The organism is Pseudomonas sp. ASL8 (genome assembly GCF_056680355.1).
This window is the reverse complement of sequence record NZ_CM155278.1, coordinates 951,096-967,041: the sequence shown is the minus strand read 5'-3', so window position 1 is coordinate 967,041 and position 15,946 is coordinate 951,096. Positions and strand designations below refer to the sequence as shown.

The following is a 15,946-nucleotide window of genomic DNA, read 5'->3' as shown; positions in this document are numbered from 1 at the left end:
GGCTGGCTTTTTCTGGCATGACAGATCAGGTATGGCTGGGCGACACAATGATTTTGACGTTGTGTTCTTTGTTGTTGACCAGTTCCTCAAACCCGCGACTGACAATGTCCTCCAGGCCAATCCGCCCGGTGACCAGCGGCGTTATGTCCAGGCTGCCGTCGGCGATAAGGGCGATGACGTCGGCGAACTCGCCGTTGTAGGCCAAAGAGCCCATGACCTGCTTTTCGGTGGACACCAGGTCGAAGAAGTTGAATTGGCTCGGTTCCTCGAAAATACCCACCAGCACGCATTTGCCGGCTTTGCGGATCACATCGATGGCGAGCTTGGCCGTGTGTTTATTGCCGATACATTCGAAGCTCACATCGGCGCCCAAGCCCTGGGTGACTGCACGGATTTCCGCAAGCGCGTCGCACTCGGAAGGATCGAAGACCCGGGTGGCGCCCACTTCCAGCGCCTTGGCCTTGCGCGCCGACGACATTTCCAGGGCGATGACCTGCGCGGCACCTGCCGCTTTGGCGCACATGATGGTGCACAGGCCGATGGTGCCAGCCCCGACGACTACCACGGTTTGCCCGTGCAGGCTGCCCGCCTTCTTGACCGCGTGCATGCCCACCGCCAGAGGCTCGATCAGCGCCCCGGCCTCTTTGGGGAAGCCTGCTGGCAATTTGTACAGAAGGTTGGCAGGCACATTGACCCACTCAGCGAAGGCGCCGTTGTTCATCAGGCCGGTAAACGCCAGTCGTTCACAGATGTTGTAAAGGCCATGGGTGCAGTAATAACAAGTGCCGCAATGCTGGCAGGCATCAGCGGTGATCAGGTCACCCACGGCAAAACCCTGGACGTTAGCGCCGAGCTTGGTGATTTCGCCGCAGAACTCATGGCCCAGAATGCATTGGCCCTGAATGCCGGTCATCGGGTGCGGAGCGTCTACCGGAATGAACACCGGTCCGGCGACGTATTCATGCAGGTCCGAACCGCAGATGCCACACCAGTCCACGCGAATCTGCACCCAGTCGGCAGGCGGGTCGGAGGGCAGTGGCACGTCTTCTACGCGGATATCGTGGCGTCCATGCCAGACTGCTGCGCGCATGCTGGCGGTGCTTTTCAATGGAGTGCTCATCGTGTGTTATCTCCTCACAACAGTGTGGAAGCTCCGGCGAGCGTCGGGCAGGCCAGAGCCTCTGATTTTATTGGCCCTGCAGGAAGCCGAGGATCAGGCGGTTGACCTGCTCCGCCGCTTCCATCTGCACCATGTGGCCTTGACCCGCCAACACTTCGACCTGCGCACTGAGCCCCTCGGCGTGAGCGGCAGGGATGATGGCGTCATTGGCGCCCCAGATCACCAGGCTCGGCTGCTGCGCGACGACTGAACGCAGGTCGGTGTGCTGCTGTCCGCCCGCAAACAATTGGGTGGTCAGCAGGCGTAGGGCCGCATCGACCCCTTCCAGGCGTTTGAACTTGAGCATGTCTTCAAGCATTTGCCGATTCACCAGCGCCGGGTCGGAAAACAGCTGCACCAGTTGGGGCTTCAAGGCGTTGCGGTTGGCGGCGTCGACGAAGCCCTGCAAGTACTCGCCATTGATCTGCGAGCCCAGGCCTGCGCTGGCGATCAAGGTCAGTGAGCGGACTCGATCCGGTGCGAGGCGGGCGGCGTTGAGTGCGACGGCGCCCCCCATCGAATGGCCGGCCAAGTGTGCGGACTCTATGTCCAGATGATCGAGCAAGCTCAGGACGGTCTGGCTCAGCTCGTCCAGATCGCCGCGTTGCAGGGTTTTGCCCGACTCGCCATGCCCTGGCAGATCGAGCGCGATAACGCGACGCCCGGCGGCGAGTGCGTCGTGGTTGAACAGCCAGTTGTTTAAATCTCCGCCGAAACCGTGAATCAACACCAGCGGACTGGCGCCTTCGCCACGGTCGAAAAAGCGCAGCGTGCGGCCCTCGAGCTGAATTTTCTGCGGCGCCGGACCGCTGTCTTCATCAGCATCGCCACCGGGGACGAACTCGGCCTGGAAGCGTTCGATCACCGCGTCGACCTCGTCATCGCTGGCATCCCCCTCGACGACGATGGCGAGCAGGGCGCCCACTGACAGGGTTTCATCCTGTTGCGCTATCCGGCGTCGCAACACGCCAGAAAAAGGGGTTTCGACGCTGCTGGAAATTTTGTCGGTTTCGACATCGAGCACCTGATCGCCTTTCTCTATGCGCTCGCCTTCCTCCTTGAGCCACGTGTCGACGCGCCCTTCGGTCATCGACAGGCCCCATTTGGGCATGGTCAGCGTATGAATCTGGCTCATGCAACCTTCCTCCCTTCGCAAATTTTATGCACGGCCGCTTCGATTTTTGCGGCGGTAGGAATGTAGAGGTCCTCCAGCGCGTCGGAGAAAGGCACAGGGGTGTGCGGCGCGGTGACCATTTCAATCGGTGCTTTGAGAGCGAAAAACGCTTTCTGAGCGACCAGTGCCGAGATGTCGGTGGCCATCGAACAGCGTGGGTTAGCTTCGTCGATCACCACCAGACGGCCGGTTTTCTCTACACTTTCGAGGATGCTGTCCAGGTCCAGCGGGCTGGTGGTGCGCAAGTCCAGGACTTCACAGGCAATGCCCTGACGTGCGAGGTTGTTTGCCGCCTCCAGCGCCAGATGGACCATGCGACCGTAGGTCACGAGGGTCACGTCATCGCCTTCGCGCAAGAAATTGGCTTCGCCAAACGGCACGGTGTACAGCTCTTCCGGGACTTCACCCTGCATGCTGTAAAGCATTTTGTGCTCGCAGAAAATCACCGGGTCGTTGTCGCGAATGGCCTGGATCAGCAAGCCCTTGGCGTCATAGGGCGAGGACGGGCACACCACTTTCAGGCCGGGAATGTGGGTCCACAGGGAGGTGAGCATTTGCGAGTGCTGGGCGGCTGCCCGCAAGCCGGCGCCATACATGGTGCGGATCACCACCGGGGTGACGGCCTTGCCACCGAACATGTAGCGAAATTTGGCCGCCTGGTTGAGGATCTGATCCAGGCAGCAGCCCGCGAAATCGACGAACATCAGCTCGCACACCGGCCGCACGCCTTGGGTGGCGGCGCCTATGGCTGCACCGACATACCCCAGTTCGGACAGTGGCGTGTCCAGAACCCGCCCGGGAAACTGGTGATAAAGTCCCTTGGTGACCCCGAGTACGCCGCCCCAGGCATCCTGCTCGCCGGGTGCTCCTGCGCCGCCCGCGACGTCTTCACCCATGATGAATACGGTGGGGTCGCGGCGCATTTCCTGGGCAAGCGCTTCGTTGATCGCCTGCTGATAGCTGATTTTTCTCGCCATGATAATTCTCCTGTTGTTCTTGTTTTGAGGTCGGCTCAGGGATAGGACACGTACACGTCGGTCAGCAGGTCGCTTGCCTGGGGTTTAGGGTCGGACTTGGCCCGGCGTACGGCGTCTTCGATCAGGTGCTCGACGTCTTGGTCGATCTGGTCGAGTTGAGCGACTTTCAGTAGCCCTGCATTCAGGCTGCGTTCGCGGAACTGCATGAGGCAGTCACGGGTGTCCCGAAAGTTCTTGATCTCGTCGGGCGCGCGGTAGGTTTGTGCATCACCTTCGAAGTGGCCGTAGTAGCGGGTGAGTTTCATCTCGATCAGTGACGGCCCTTCACCGGCTCGGGCCCGAGCGACAGCGGCGCCCGCCGCTTCGTGGACAGCGAAGAAGTCGAAGCCGTCTACCGTCACGCCGGGCATGCCGAAACCGGCTGCGCGGTCGGCGATATGGTCACTGGCGACCGACCACACGGACGCCGTTGCTTCGGCGTAACCATTGTTTTCGGCGATGAACAGGCAGGGCAGGTTCCAGATCGACGCGAGGTTCATGGCTTCGAAAACCGCCCCCTCGTTTGAACCGCCATCGCCAAAGAAGGCCACCGCGACACCTTGTGTGCCTTTGAGCTTGGCGGCCAGGGCGGCACCTGCAGCCAGCGGTGCGCCGGCGCCGACGATGCCGTTGGCGCCGAGCATGCCTTTCTCCAGGTCGGCGATGTGCATCGAACCGCCCTTGCCGCCGCAGACCCCGGTTTTCTTGCCGTAGATCTCGGCCATCATGCCGTACACATCGACCCCCTTGGCGATGCAATGGCCGTGGCCGCGGTGGGTGGAAGCGATGCAGTCATCGTCGGTAAGGTGGGCCATGACGCCAGCGGCCGAGGCTTCCTCCCCGGCATACAAATGGACGAAGCCGGGGATCTCGCCGGTGGCGAATTCGACGTGCAGGCGCTCTTCGAAGACGCGGATCGTGCGCATCACTTTGTAGGCGTGCAACAGTTGCTCATGGGACAGGTGAGTGGACATCTTGTTGTTCTCCTGGGTTGTCTCAACACGGAAGGTTTGCGGGGTGTTGCGGGTGCTCGCGACCTATCGCCAGCAGGCGATGGAGCGCGGCGTAGGCCAAAACGGCTTCGACATCGATGCTGATCGGGCCGTAAGGGTCGAGGGTGACGGTGGGGTGGTCGTGGGCGCTGAACTCGATTTCACGTTCGCCGTCCAGGGCCAGGGTGCCGCTGGCCCGGCTGAGTGAATAAGCCACTCCAGGTTGCATCGAGCCGCTGGCACTGATGGCGCAGCCCTGGAGCAAACCTGGCGCCAGCGGCACCAGCACGGCATTGTCGGCGTTAGGGTCCAGGCGGACCCAGGCGCCCAGCGGTGATTGGCGCGAGACTGGGCACCACAATCCGCAGAGTGCCGAAAGGCCAATGGCATGGGGCTCGGCAAACGTCACGAAGACTTCCGCCAAGTCTTCGGCGTGGCAGAGCGCACGGGCACCGATGAAGGGTTGCGACGAGACCGCGACATCGACCAACGCCCATTCACAAATGCCCCGAGCTTGCTCGCGAACCAGCAAACGTTTGTTGCGCCGCAGGCCGATCCCGGCAGGAATACGTCCGCTTGCGCAGAGCCCTCCGGCCAGCCCGGCACTGGTGGCTTCACGCGGTTCAGGGAAGGCGTTGTTGGTACCGGTCGAGAGTGTCAGCAGAGGAATGTCACCGACTTCGGCGGCAACTGCCTTGTGCGTTCCGTCGCCGCCCAACACAGCGATCAGTGCGACCCCTTGTTCGGCCATCATTCGTGCGGCCAGGCGTGTGTCTTCGACGGTCTGGCGCAGGGGCATGTCGAGAAAGGTCAGGCGTGGCCAGTGGCTTTCACGGGCGTTACGTCCTTGGCTGGCTTTGAGTACCGCAGCGGCAATGCCTGTCATGTCGGGCGCCAGCAGCACGTGCTGGATGCCGGTGGCGCCGAAAGCACCGAGCAGGCGCTGGACCACGGAGGCCTTCTCGGTACTCGAATAAACGCCGGCATTGGCCGTCAGGCGGCGCACATCGCGACCCGACGCCGGGTTGGCGATGATCCCCACGGTCAGCGCGGGTTCAGTCATGGCACACCTCTGATTATTGTTTGTCTGTGTCAGAGCAAGGCCGGTGCCAACCCGGTTGATAGGGCCGTAGATGGCCGGTTTAGAGCGCTTCGTGCAACAGCGTCGAGTGCTTGTCGGAGGGGCTGATCGAGACGCGTGGTTGCAGATGGTCGGGGGTTTGAGCGAGACGCTGAGACGCTCCGTCTCAACGACGGCCCGCTCGCAGGAAGGGTTGTCGTGTGCAGGCAAACGGCGCTTAATAACGCGCATAACAACAATACGCCCAGAGGTGGACAGGCCATGTTTGCCGCACACTCCAAAGCTCATGTGGACTGCGTCAGCCGCGTGCTGAGGCACGCCGGTCGCCTGCCACAAGCCCCCGTGCCGGATTTGATTCTCGATTCCTGGCGACGCTCGATGGACCAATACCATTTGGACCCTGCCTCGCAGCAAGGTCCGCGCATCCTTTCTCACACTGTCCTCAAGGAATGCCGCGAGCGTGCCGACCTGTTCTTGCGAATTGCCGGCGAGGAAGTCGCGAGGCTGCACGGACGGGTTCGCGAAGCCGATTATTGTGTGCTGCTGACCGATGCGCAGGGCCAGACCATCGACTATCGGGTCGAGTCGGGCATCCGCAACGATTGCCGCAAGGCCGGTTTATACCTGGGAACCTGCTGGTCGGAAGGCGAGGAAGGGACCTGCGGGGTCGCCGCTGTGCTCACGGGCAAGGCGCCGGTGACGGTTCATAAGCGTGATCACTTTCGGGCGGCCTTCATCGGGTTGACCTGCTCCGCCGCGCCGGTGTTCGATCCCCTAGGTGAACTGCTCGGCGTGCTGGACGTTTCGGCGCTGCAATCGCCGGATGATCGGCGCAGCCAGCATTTGATCCGACAGATGGTCGTGCAGAGTGCCCGCGTTATAGAAAATGCGTTCTTCATGCACAGCGCTCAGGGGCATTGGTTATTACGTGCACACAGCGCGCCGGGGTATGTCGACAGTCAGCCCGATTACCTGCTGGCGCTGGATAACGACGGCCGCTTGCTGGCCCTCAACAGCATGGCGCGACAGGCGTTGCGTCAGCGTTTTGGTCGTCTGCCAGAGCACATCAACGAGGTATTCGGCCCTGATGCTTTGCAGGCGGTAACGGATGAAACGCCGCAACTGCTGCGCTGGGGAGGCGATGACGGTGAATTGCATGTGCGACTCAGTGCGCCCCGCAGGCAGCACCCGATTCGAGCTGTGCCAACAGAGGAAAGCCCCGCCGCCCAACTCGATCCGCGCATTGCCCAGAGTTTGCAGTTGGCGGTCCGGGTCAAGGATTGCAACTTGCCGGTCCTGATTCAGGGTGAGACCGGCTCAGGCAAAGAGGTGTTTGCCCGGCAGTTGCATGACATCAGCGCCAGGCGCAGCGGGCCGTTTGTCGCCCTCAACTGTGCGGCTATTCCGGAAAGCCTGATCGAGAGCGAGTTGTTCGGCTACGTCGCCGGTGCGTTCACGGGAGCGTCGAGCAAGGGCATGCGCGGGCTGTTGCAGCAGGCTGACGGTGGCACGTTGTTCCTTGATGAGATCGGCGACATGCCCTTGAGTTTGCAGACCCGTCTGCTGCGGGTCATGGCCGAAGGCGAGGTCGCCCCCTTGGGCGGTGCGCGGCGGCAAACGGTGGATATTCAAGTGATCTGTGCAACACACCGCAACCTTGCGGCGATGGTGGCGGATGGCAGCTTTCGCGAGGATTTGTATTTCCGCCTCAGCGGCGCGCGATTCCAGTTGCCGCCTTTGCGCGAGCGCAGCGACCGTCTGGTGTTGCTCAATCGACTGTTCGAAGAAGAAGCGCGTTTGTGCGGCGGGCGGACGGGTTTGAGTACGTCGGCACTGGAATGCCTGCTCAGCTACGCGTGGCCGGGCAATGTCCGCCAATTGCGCTATGTCTTGCGTTACGCCTGTGCGGTGTCCGCAGGCATGACTGTCCAGTTGAGTGATCTGCCGGAAGATGTCCGTGGGGCATCCGGTACCGAGGGTTCGTTGACCCATTCGGTTGAGGAACGCGTCAGCCCGCAACGCCAGCTATTACTGGATGCGCTCATCCGTCATCGCTGGAAACCCGGTGACGCCGCCCGGTCGCTGGGGATATCGCGGGCGACGTTGTACCGGCGGGTGAATCTGCACGGCATTGAGATGCCGGGTAAAAGGCGCATTTAGGGCAAAAAAAAGACCCTTGCCGTGAGGCGAGGGTCTTTTTCAGGTGCTGCGAGTGGCTCGAGTAACGGAGACCGTTATTCGTTCGCCAATTTGTGTTCCAGGTAGTGGATGTTGACTCCGCCTTTGCAGAAGCCTTCATCACGAACCAGGTCACGGTGCAGCGGGATGTTGGTTTTGATTCCGTCTACCACAATCTCGTCCAGAGCATTGCGCATGCGCGCCATGGCTTCGTCACGGGTTGCGCCCCACGTGATCAGCTTGCCGATCAACGAGTCGTAGTTCGGCGGTACTTTGTAGCCACTGTAGAGGTGCGAGTCGACCCGTACGCCATTACCGCCTGGCGCATGGAAATGCTTGACCAGTCCAGGGCTCGGAATGAACGTTTTCGGGTCTTCGGCATTGATCCGGCACTCCAGTGCATGCCCGCGAATGACCACGTCATCCTGGGTATACGAGAGTTTGTTGCCGGCGGCGATGCTGAGCATCTCCTTGACGATGTCGATGCCAGTGACCATTTCCGATACTGGATGCTCTACTTGAACCCGAGTGTTCATCTCGATGAAGTAGAAGTGGCCGTCTTCGTAAAGGAACTCGAACGTGCCGGCACCACGGTAACCGATGTCGATGCAGGCCTTGACGCAGCGCGCTAGAACTTCCTGGCGTGCCTTTTCGTCGATGCCCGGTGCCGGTGCTTCTTCAAGCACCTTCTGGTGCCGACGTTGAAGCGAGCAATCACGGTCGCCCAAGTGGATCGCGTGACCCTGGCCGTCGGACAACACCTGAACTTCCACGTGACGTGGGTTGGTCAGGAATTTTTCCAGATAGACCATCGGGTTGCTGAACCAGGCTGCCGCTTCGGCACGGGTCTGCTTCGCCGCTTCGATCAGGTCTTCTTCGCGGTGCACTTCGCGCATACCACGACCACCGCCGCCGCCAGCGGCTTTGATGATCACGGGGTAACCGACTTCGCGACCGATGCGCAGCGCGGTTTCTTCGTCTTCAGGCAGTGGGCCGTCAGAACCTGGAACCGTTGGCACGCCAGCACGCTTCATGGCGTCCTTGGCAGAAACCTTGTCGCCCATCAGGCGGATGGTTTCGGCGGTAGGGCCAATAAAGGCGAAACCGGATTTCTCCACCTGTTCGGCGAAGTCGGCGTTTTCCGCAAGGAAGCCGTAACCCGGGTGAATCGCCGTGGCGCCGGTCAACTCGGCAGCCGAGATGATGGCCGGAACGTTCAGATACGACAGGTTGGCAGGTCCAGGGCCGATGCAGACGGTTTCGTCTGCCAGGCCCAGGTGCATCAACTCGCGGTCTGCCGTTGAGTGTACGGCGACGGTCTTGATGCCCAGTTCTTTACAGGCACGCAAGATGCGCAGGGCAATTTCGCCGCGGTTGGCGATCAGAACTTTTTCCAACATCGCAGGCTCTCCGTGGTTCAAACGATGGTGAACAGCGGCTGGTCGTACTCAACCGGCTGACCGTTTTCTACCAGGATGGACTCGATCACACCGCTGGTTTCAGCTTCGATGTGGTTCATCATTTTCATCGCTTCAACGATGCAAATGATGTCGCCCTTCTTCACGGTCTGGCCGATTTCGACAAAGGCTGGCGAAGTCGGAGCAGGCGTGCGGTAGAACGTACCGACCATCGGCGAACGAGCGATCGTGCCGTTGAGTTTCGGTGCGGCAGGTGCTTCTGCAACAACGGCAACGGGCGCGGCAGCAACAGGTGCAACCGGCGCAGCCATTGGAGCAGGTGCGTAGTACTGTTGAGCAGGGGTTTTGCTGTGACGGCTGATGCGTACGGACTCTTCACCTTCACGGATCTCGAGCTCGTCGATGCCGGATTCTTCCAGCAGTTCGATCAGTTTCTTAACTTTACGGATATCCATTAATCATCAACTCCCAAGGGTCGGTCAGGGGCGTATAGCTTGTTGTTCAAGCTGTTCCAGGGCGGCCTCCAGGGCCAGTCGGTAACCGCTGGCGCCAAGGCCGCAGATCACTCCCACCGCTACATCCGAGAAGTAAGAGTGATGGCGGAAAGGTTCGCGTTTGTGCACGTTAGAGAGATGCACTTCGATGAATGGGATGCTCACGGCCAGCAGCGCGTCACGTAATGCGACGCTGGTGTGCGTAAAAGCTGCTGGATTGATCACAATGAAGTCCACGCCTTCATCGCGTGCGGCGTGAATGCGATCGATCAGTTCGTACTCGGCATTACTTTGCAGGTACATCAGATGATGGCCACGGTCTCGGGCCTGTTTTTCCAGATCCTGATTGATCTGCGCCAAGGTCACTGCGCCGTAGAGGCCCGGTTCACGTGTGCCGAGCATGTTCAGGTTAGGTCCGTGGAGAACCAGTAAGGTCGCCATCTGTTGTTCCTTATTGTGTATGCGAGCATCGATGCGCAGCGACTATGCCGTAAACCCCTGCGGACTGTCCAGTTAACTGCAATAGCCAGCACGATGAGCGATGTTCGCGCGAAGTTTATGACTCGTTTATTGAATTTGGTCATTTGCCTTGGCGATGCGTGCCGCGAAGGCTGTCGCATTGATTTCGCCGATCACCCGAAGGTCCGCAAGCTCCGCGCCGTTTTTGCCGAAGAACAGCAGCGCAGGCGGGCCGAACAGCTTGTAGCGGTCGAGCAAGGCGCGTTGTTCTGCGTTGCTGTCGGTCATGTCAAAACGAATCAGGCGATAACCGGTGAGCTTGCTCGTCACGCGGGGATCGGGCAGCACGTCATGTTCGATGACTTTGCAGCTGATGCACCAGTCGGCGTACCAATCCAGCAGCAACGGTCGACCGGCATTTTTAGCGTCGCTCAGGGCGCGGTCGAGTTCGGCAGCGGTGCCGATGGTCTGCCATTGGCTGGTGGGTGCCACGGCTTCATTGGCCATCAATGCCGCTTGTGGTCGGCCCAGCGGACGCAAGGGATCGGTTTGGCCGCTCAGTGCGCCGTACCAGCAGGCCACGGCGTAGACCAGCAAAAACAGGCCAAGCAACTGATTAAGGCGCTGCGGACCGGACTTGTAGGTGAACTCCAGTGCGCCAAGAAACAGGGCGACGCCGGCCCCCAGCAAGCCCAGCAGGAGCAGGGTGATCTCACCCGGGATGACCCGGCTGAGCAAGCCGATGGCCACGGCCAGCAGCAAGACACCGATGATATTTTTTACCGAGATCAGCCACTCGCCGCTTTTAGGCAGCCATGCCGCGCCGCCCGTGGCGACCAACAGCAAGGGCGTGCCCATGCCGAGTCCCAGCGCAAACAGCTTCAAGGCCCCACCCAGGGCATCGCCGCTGGCACTGATATAGAGCAGCGCGCCTGCCAGGGGCGCCGAGACACACGGCGAAACCAGCAGGCTGGAGACCACGCCGAGGACCGCGGCGCCCCATAACGATCCGCCTTCAGTACGCCCCGCAACCCGGTGCAGGTGAAAGCTGATGAAGTGCGGCAGGCGCAGCTCGAACAGCCCAAACATGGCAGCAGCGAAAATCATGAAGAACAGCGAAAAAGGCACCAGCACCCAGGCTGATTGCAGGCGCGCCTGTAAATTCAGCTCGGCGCCGAACATGCCCATCAACGCCCCGAGCAGGGAAAAACAGATTGCCATCGGGAGTACATAGGCCAGCGACAAGCTGAACCCGCGCAGCCCGCCGACCTGTCCGCGCAGGACCACGCCGGACAGGATCGGCAGCATCGGCAGTACGCACGGGGTGAATGTCAGGCCGATACCCGCAAGGAAAAATAGCGCCAGTTCCTTCCAGCCCCAGGCGCCCTTGGTTGGCGGTGTGGCGGACAGGCCTGTACTCGCGGTCGCAACGTCGCCGATGTCCAGGCGCTCGGTTTCAGGGGGGTAGCACAACCCCTTGTCGGCACAGCCTTGATAGGTGACGGCCAGAGTGAACGGTCGGTTGTCGCCGGGTGTGCGTGGCAGGTCGACATCGAGAATGCCGTGATAGACCTCTACGTCGCCAAAGTACTCGTCGTGTTTTTGCTCGCCTTGAGGCAGTTGCGCGGTGCCCAGGCCGATATCGGCAGGCTCGGTGCGGAACTGAAAGCGATGGCGGTACAGGTAATAGCCTTCGCTGGCGACGAAACGCAATTTGATCGATTGCGGCGTGGTTTCTATCAGGCTCAGGCGAAAAGCTTCGCGGACCGGCAGGAAGTCAGCGCTGTTGTTCAGCGATGCAGCGCCCAGTGTGGTGCTGGGGCGATTGTCCAGGAGGCTGGCACCGGAGGCGGGCAGGGCGAGGATCAATAACATCAGGCAGAGCAGGCGGTGCATAGCGGTCTCGCATGTCGAAAGTCCGCGCATGATAGCGGACTGCTCCCGGTCTTGCATGACACAGACCTTGTAGGCGCTTGCTCCTACAAAGGGCGGATCTACACCCTGAACGCCTGGACGGCAGTGTTCAATCGCCCGCCAAGTTGTTGCAGGTGTTGGCTCTGGCTGCGGCCTTCGCCGATGCGCAGGAGGTTATCCCCGCCCAATTGGTGGATGCCTTCGCTGTGATCGCGAATTTCGCTGACGGCACCGCTTTGTTGGGCGGTAACGTCGGCGATGCGTTCTGCGGTGTTGGCGATGGTCTGGATTGCGCCGACGATTTCATCCAGCGCGCCATCGGCGGCTTGTGCCTGATTGGCGGTGGCTTTGGCGTGTTCGACTTGGGCGCGCATGCCTTCTACCGACTCGCTCGCCGCTTTTTGCAGGCTGGCAATCAGTACCTGAATCTCGCCCGTGGCCCCGGCTGTGCGCTGAGCCAGGGAGCGTACCTCTTCGGCGACCACCGCAAAACCCCGGCCCATTTCCCCGGCGCGGGCGGCCTCGATGGCGGCGTTGAGGGCCAGCAGATTGGTCTGGTCAGCGATAGAGCGGATCACGGTCAACACGCTGCCAATGGTGGCCGACTCCACGGCCAGGTGTTCGATGGCCTGAGCGTTGTGTTGCACTTCGCCCACCAGGGCGTGCAGCCCGGTCAGGCTCAGGCCGATCACCCGTTGACCCTGTTCTACGGCGCGACCGGCATCGCGGCTGGCCTCTGCGGCCTGGCTGGCGTCCCCGGCCACCTGTTGAATGGTGGCTTCCAGTTCGCCCAACGAGTCGCGAATCAGCGCGGTATCACTGGCCTGCCGTTCTGCGCCGCCATGCAGGCCGGTGCAGAGTTCGGCCAAGGCATGGCTGCTGCCTTCAACCTGCTCGGCGTTCAAGCGGATAGTGCCGACCAGGTCCACGAGGTAGGCCCGCAGGCGATTCAGCGATTCTTCGATGTCGCGCAATTCGCGGTTGGTCGCGCCCAGCTGGATGTCCTTGGCGAAATCCCCCTCGGCCCAGGTCGACAACGCGGGCGCAAGATTGGTCAGAACGCGGGACAGGCGACGTTGCAGGGTGTCGATCAACAGCGCGATCAACAGGATCAGGCCGATCATCAGGCCTTGCATCATCCGCACATCGCCCTGGATAAGTGCGTGCTGTCCGCGCACCTCCGGTTCCAGGCCAGTGATTGCTTTTTGCAGCGTGTCGATTTTGAGTTGAGCGCTGGCGCTGAGTTCTGCGCGGCGCTGAATCTGATCCCGGGTACGGTTCAGCTCGGCAGGGTAACGGTTAAGCAGGCTGCTCAATTCACGTTTGTAGCCTACGCCGCTGTCTTCGGCGACGGCTTTCTCGCTATTGCCCAGGCCCATCATGGCGGAGAAGTCTTCAGTGCTCGACTCGGCACTGGCTGTGACGCCGAGCAATGGCAAGGCATCCAGCGCCTGCGCCTGGGTGCTGATGGCGGCGACTTCGCGTTCGACATCGGCGGCCAGCTCACTGCGGCCGCTGCTGACCAGTTTGTCCCGGGCCAGGCTCAGGCGTGCCAAGTGCTGTGACGCGCTCAGCAGCGGGCCTTGATAGCTGGGCGCCGCAGGGTTGGTATTGCTGGAAGCATAGTGCGTGAGCTGCTCGATCGCGGCGCCCAGTTCGCGTTCGGCCTGTAACAGCAGGCCTTGCGGATCACCCGCCAGCTTGCCCGCCGCCAGCAGGTCGTTGCTGCTGAACTCGCGCAGTTGGGAGAGGCTGGGACGCAGGCTGTCGGCCATCTGTGGCGGCAGTGCATCGAGTTCATGCTGGAGCTTGTCGATGGCCTGAATAGCATCGCTTTGGCGCAGGGCATCGCCGCTGGAGAGGTAATCTTCAATGCTGCGCGCGACGTGATTCTGAAACGCTTGAGACAGGCTCAGGTAACGCTCCATGAGTTGATAGGGGCGTTCCAGTGCCCGCTGTGACCACCAAAGCGTTATTCCTAACGCGACACAAACGGTGACCAGCAGTAACGTATTGAGATTGGTAAGCAGCTTCAGGCGCATGAGGTCTCGACCCGACGACTATGGGTAAGCGCTTGAAGTTATTGCGTTTTGGTTACAGTGTTATGACCGAATCGGGCGATTCATGAATTAAAGTGGCACTTTGCCTCTGGCGGCCTGCGTGCACCTGATTACGTCCCGCATCTTTGGCCTGGTACAGCGCATCATCTGCCAGTGACGCCAGCATCAAGCTGTCGGCGCCTTCGTACAATTCCACAACGCCTGCACTGAAGGTGCACGACAAATCCACCGGTTGCGCCGGGTAATGAATCTCGGCAAAGCGCTGGCGGATCTCGTCCAGGACTCGGTGCGCGTTGTGCAGGTCGGTGTCCGGCATCACGATGGCAAACTCTTCGCCACCGTAACGGCCAATATAGTCGGTCTTGCGCAGACGTTGCTTGAGGAACAGCGCCAGGCTTTTGATCACCCGGTCGCCCATGGGATGGCCATGGCTGTCGTTGACGCGCTTGAAGTGATCGATATCGAGCATGGCAAAGCTCAGCGGCTTGCCTTCGCGGCGGGCGCGGAAGCTGCAGTCTTCAAGCAGTTGCAGGATATGCGTGTGGTTATACAGGCCGGTCAGACTGTCGCGAACCATCCGCGCCTTGAGGCTGCGCGCTCGTGCCGCGCGGTTGCGCACGGTGGTGATCAAATGACGTGGCTTGATCGGCTTGGTCAGGAAGTCATCGCCGCCTTCACTCATGGCGTCGAGTTGCTTGTCCAGATCGTCTTCGGCCGACAGGTAGATGATCGGTACGCTGACATAACGGTCGTTATGGCGGATCACCTTGGCCAGCTCGGTACCGGTGCAGCCCGGCATGTACATGTCGAGGATGATCAGGTCAGGCTGGAACTCCGCGAGTTCGGCCATGGTCTGGATCGGGTCGATCAACGTGCGGGTGATGATTCCGGCACTGTTAAGCAAGCGTTCGGTGTGAGTGGCCTGAGCGCGGGAGTCATCGATGATCAGCACTTTATAGGGCTCGTATTGCGCCACACAGGTGAGGACTTCGATTTTTTCCAGAAGGCTCGAGGCGTCGAGCGTGCCGGTGAGAAACTCCTGACCGCCAGCGCGTACGGCGGCCAGTCGGGTCGGGGTGTCAGTTTCGTTTTGGCTGAAAAATAACAGCGGCAGCTTTTGCTCCAGTCCGTCTTGCACCTTTGCCGCCAGTATCAGGCCTTCACCGGGGCCGCAGAAGTCGACGTCCATCACGATCGCTGCCGGGTAGCGCTCAGCCATGGTGGCGTGGAACGCGGCAATACTGTCCAGCGACAAAGCGCTCAGACCGAAGAATTCAAGTTGTTTGGCCAGTCGCTCTGCGCGCTCATGGTCCTGGAGCATCACGTAGATCGGTTTGCGCAGGGGCGGCAACGAGGTTTGGTCCAGGTGGTCACCGTGGCGCAGGCCTGTGCGTGACAAGCGTTGCATCAACAGGTTGAGTTCGGTGATCAGGCTGCTGCTCAGGCGTCCACGGTTGGCTTCGACCGCATCGAGTGCCCCGCTGATGCTGCGTGCCAGTTGTGCGTGCTCAGCCTGCTCAAAGCGCTCGGCGAAACGCAACAGGCGTAGATTGGAATCCGTGAGCTCCGCCATGTCGGCAGTTGACCATTCACTTTGCTGCAGGCGTTGCCAGACCTCAAGAATTTGACGTGCCTGATGAATTACCCGCTGGGCAAAATGATGCTTGAGACGATCACGACTCGGATCTTCTGGCTCGGTCATATCCTGGCTACTAGTGAGGGTGCAAACGTAGGTAGGCTGGTGGCGCTATGCTAGCACCTCTCGTCATCGTCCAACGTGCCGTAAGTCAATTAGCCCCGAAAGTATTGAGTCCTTTTATGACCATCCGTTTGCGTGGGTGGCACAGAATCACAGGGTTAAATTGGCGTTTTTTTGCAGATATTGCATCCGAAACAGACTATGAGCAGGCAAGCCTGCGGACAGCTGAGAATTGGACGCAACAGGGTGGCGAAAACACCGAGTTAGACAGGTAAGGAAATTCTGATTTTTTGGCTCAGCGC

Annotated in this window: 12 protein-coding genes; 1 reads left to right on the top strand and 11 read right to left on the bottom strand. The window is 60.6% G+C overall.

The window, feature by feature from the left end; genetic code table 11:
• Window positions 1–25: 25 nt before the first annotated feature.
• The 5 genes from AC1MEA_RS04435 to AC1MEA_RS04415 all read right to left on the bottom strand — a co-directional run bounded on the left by AC1MEA_RS04435 (window position 26) and on the right by AC1MEA_RS04415 (window position 5,404).
• Window positions 26–1,090 carry a 2,3-butanediol dehydrogenase gene (locus AC1MEA_RS04435; protein WP_480918096.1) on the bottom strand — a complete coding sequence of 355 codons (1,065 nt, stop codon included), beginning with the start codon at window positions 1,088–1,090 and terminating at the stop codon, window positions 26–28.
• A 97-nt stretch (window positions 1,091–1,187) separates the two neighbouring features.
• A complete protein-coding gene (locus AC1MEA_RS04430) occupies window positions 1,188–2,294 on the bottom strand; it encodes an acetoin dehydrogenase dihydrolipoyllysine-residue acetyltransferase subunit (protein ID WP_480916916.1) in 1,107 nt (368 codons plus the stop codon).
• Window positions 2,291–3,310, bottom strand: coding sequence for an alpha-ketoacid dehydrogenase subunit beta (locus AC1MEA_RS04425; protein WP_219062518.1), 1,020 nt, complete (start codon window positions 3,308–3,310; stop codon window positions 2,291–2,293). Before AC1MEA_RS04425 ends, AC1MEA_RS04430 begins: the two co-directional genes overlap by 4 nt.
• Before the next feature lie 35 nt (window positions 3,311–3,345).
• Complete coding sequence (locus AC1MEA_RS04420) at window positions 3,346–4,323, bottom strand: thiamine pyrophosphate-dependent dehydrogenase E1 component subunit alpha (RefSeq protein ID WP_219062519.1); 978 nt, start codon at window positions 4,321–4,323, stop codon at window positions 3,346–3,348.
• Between the two features lie 22 nt (window positions 4,324–4,345).
• Window positions 4,346–5,404, bottom strand: a complete 1,059-nt coding sequence (locus AC1MEA_RS04415) for an ATP-NAD kinase family protein (protein ID WP_480916913.1) — start codon at window positions 5,402–5,404, stop codon at window positions 4,346–4,348.
• A gap of 279 nt (window positions 5,405–5,683) precedes the next feature.
• Here AC1MEA_RS04415 and AC1MEA_RS04410 point away from each other — a divergent pair, with 279 nt between their 5' ends.
• Complete coding sequence (locus AC1MEA_RS04410) at window positions 5,684–7,582, top strand: sigma-54-dependent Fis family transcriptional regulator (protein WP_480916911.1); 1,899 nt, start codon at window positions 5,684–5,686, stop codon at window positions 7,580–7,582.
• A 74-nt stretch (window positions 7,583–7,656) separates the two neighbouring features.
• On the opposite strand, the gene accC is transcribed toward AC1MEA_RS04410, so the two are convergent.
• The 6 genes from accC to AC1MEA_RS04380 form a co-directional block, all read right to left on the bottom strand.
• Window positions 7,657–9,000, bottom strand: a complete 1,344-nt coding sequence (gene accC / locus AC1MEA_RS04405) for an acetyl-CoA carboxylase biotin carboxylase subunit (RefSeq protein ID WP_219062522.1) — start codon at window positions 8,998–9,000, stop codon at window positions 7,657–7,659.
• A 17-nt stretch (window positions 9,001–9,017) separates the two neighbouring features.
• Window positions 9,018–9,473 carry an acetyl-CoA carboxylase biotin carboxyl carrier protein gene (gene accB, locus AC1MEA_RS04400; protein ID WP_219062523.1) on the bottom strand — a complete coding sequence of 152 codons (456 nt, stop codon included), beginning with the start codon at window positions 9,471–9,473 and terminating at the stop codon, window positions 9,018–9,020.
• A 24-nt stretch (window positions 9,474–9,497) separates the two neighbouring features.
• The gene (aroQ, locus tag AC1MEA_RS04395; RefSeq protein WP_219062524.1) at window positions 9,498–9,953 is read right to left on the bottom strand and encodes a type II 3-dehydroquinate dehydratase; all 456 of its coding nucleotides are present in this window, start codon (window positions 9,951–9,953) and stop codon (window positions 9,498–9,500) included.
• A 126-nt stretch (window positions 9,954–10,079) separates the two neighbouring features.
• The gene (locus AC1MEA_RS04390) at window positions 10,080–11,867 is read right to left on the bottom strand and encodes a protein-disulfide reductase DsbD (protein ID WP_480916908.1); all 1,788 of its coding nucleotides are present in this window, start codon (window positions 11,865–11,867) and stop codon (window positions 10,080–10,082) included.
• Between the two features lie 98 nt (window positions 11,868–11,965).
• On the bottom strand, window positions 11,966–13,927 hold the full coding sequence (locus tag AC1MEA_RS04385) for a methyl-accepting chemotaxis protein (RefSeq protein WP_480916906.1): 1,962 nt from the start codon (window positions 13,925–13,927) through the stop codon (window positions 11,966–11,968).
• A gap of 52 nt (window positions 13,928–13,979) precedes the next feature.
• Window positions 13,980–15,647, bottom strand: coding sequence for a GGDEF domain-containing response regulator (locus AC1MEA_RS04380; RefSeq protein ID WP_480916904.1), 1,668 nt, complete (start codon window positions 15,645–15,647; stop codon window positions 13,980–13,982).
• Between the last annotated feature and the right edge of the window lie 299 nt (window positions 15,648–15,946).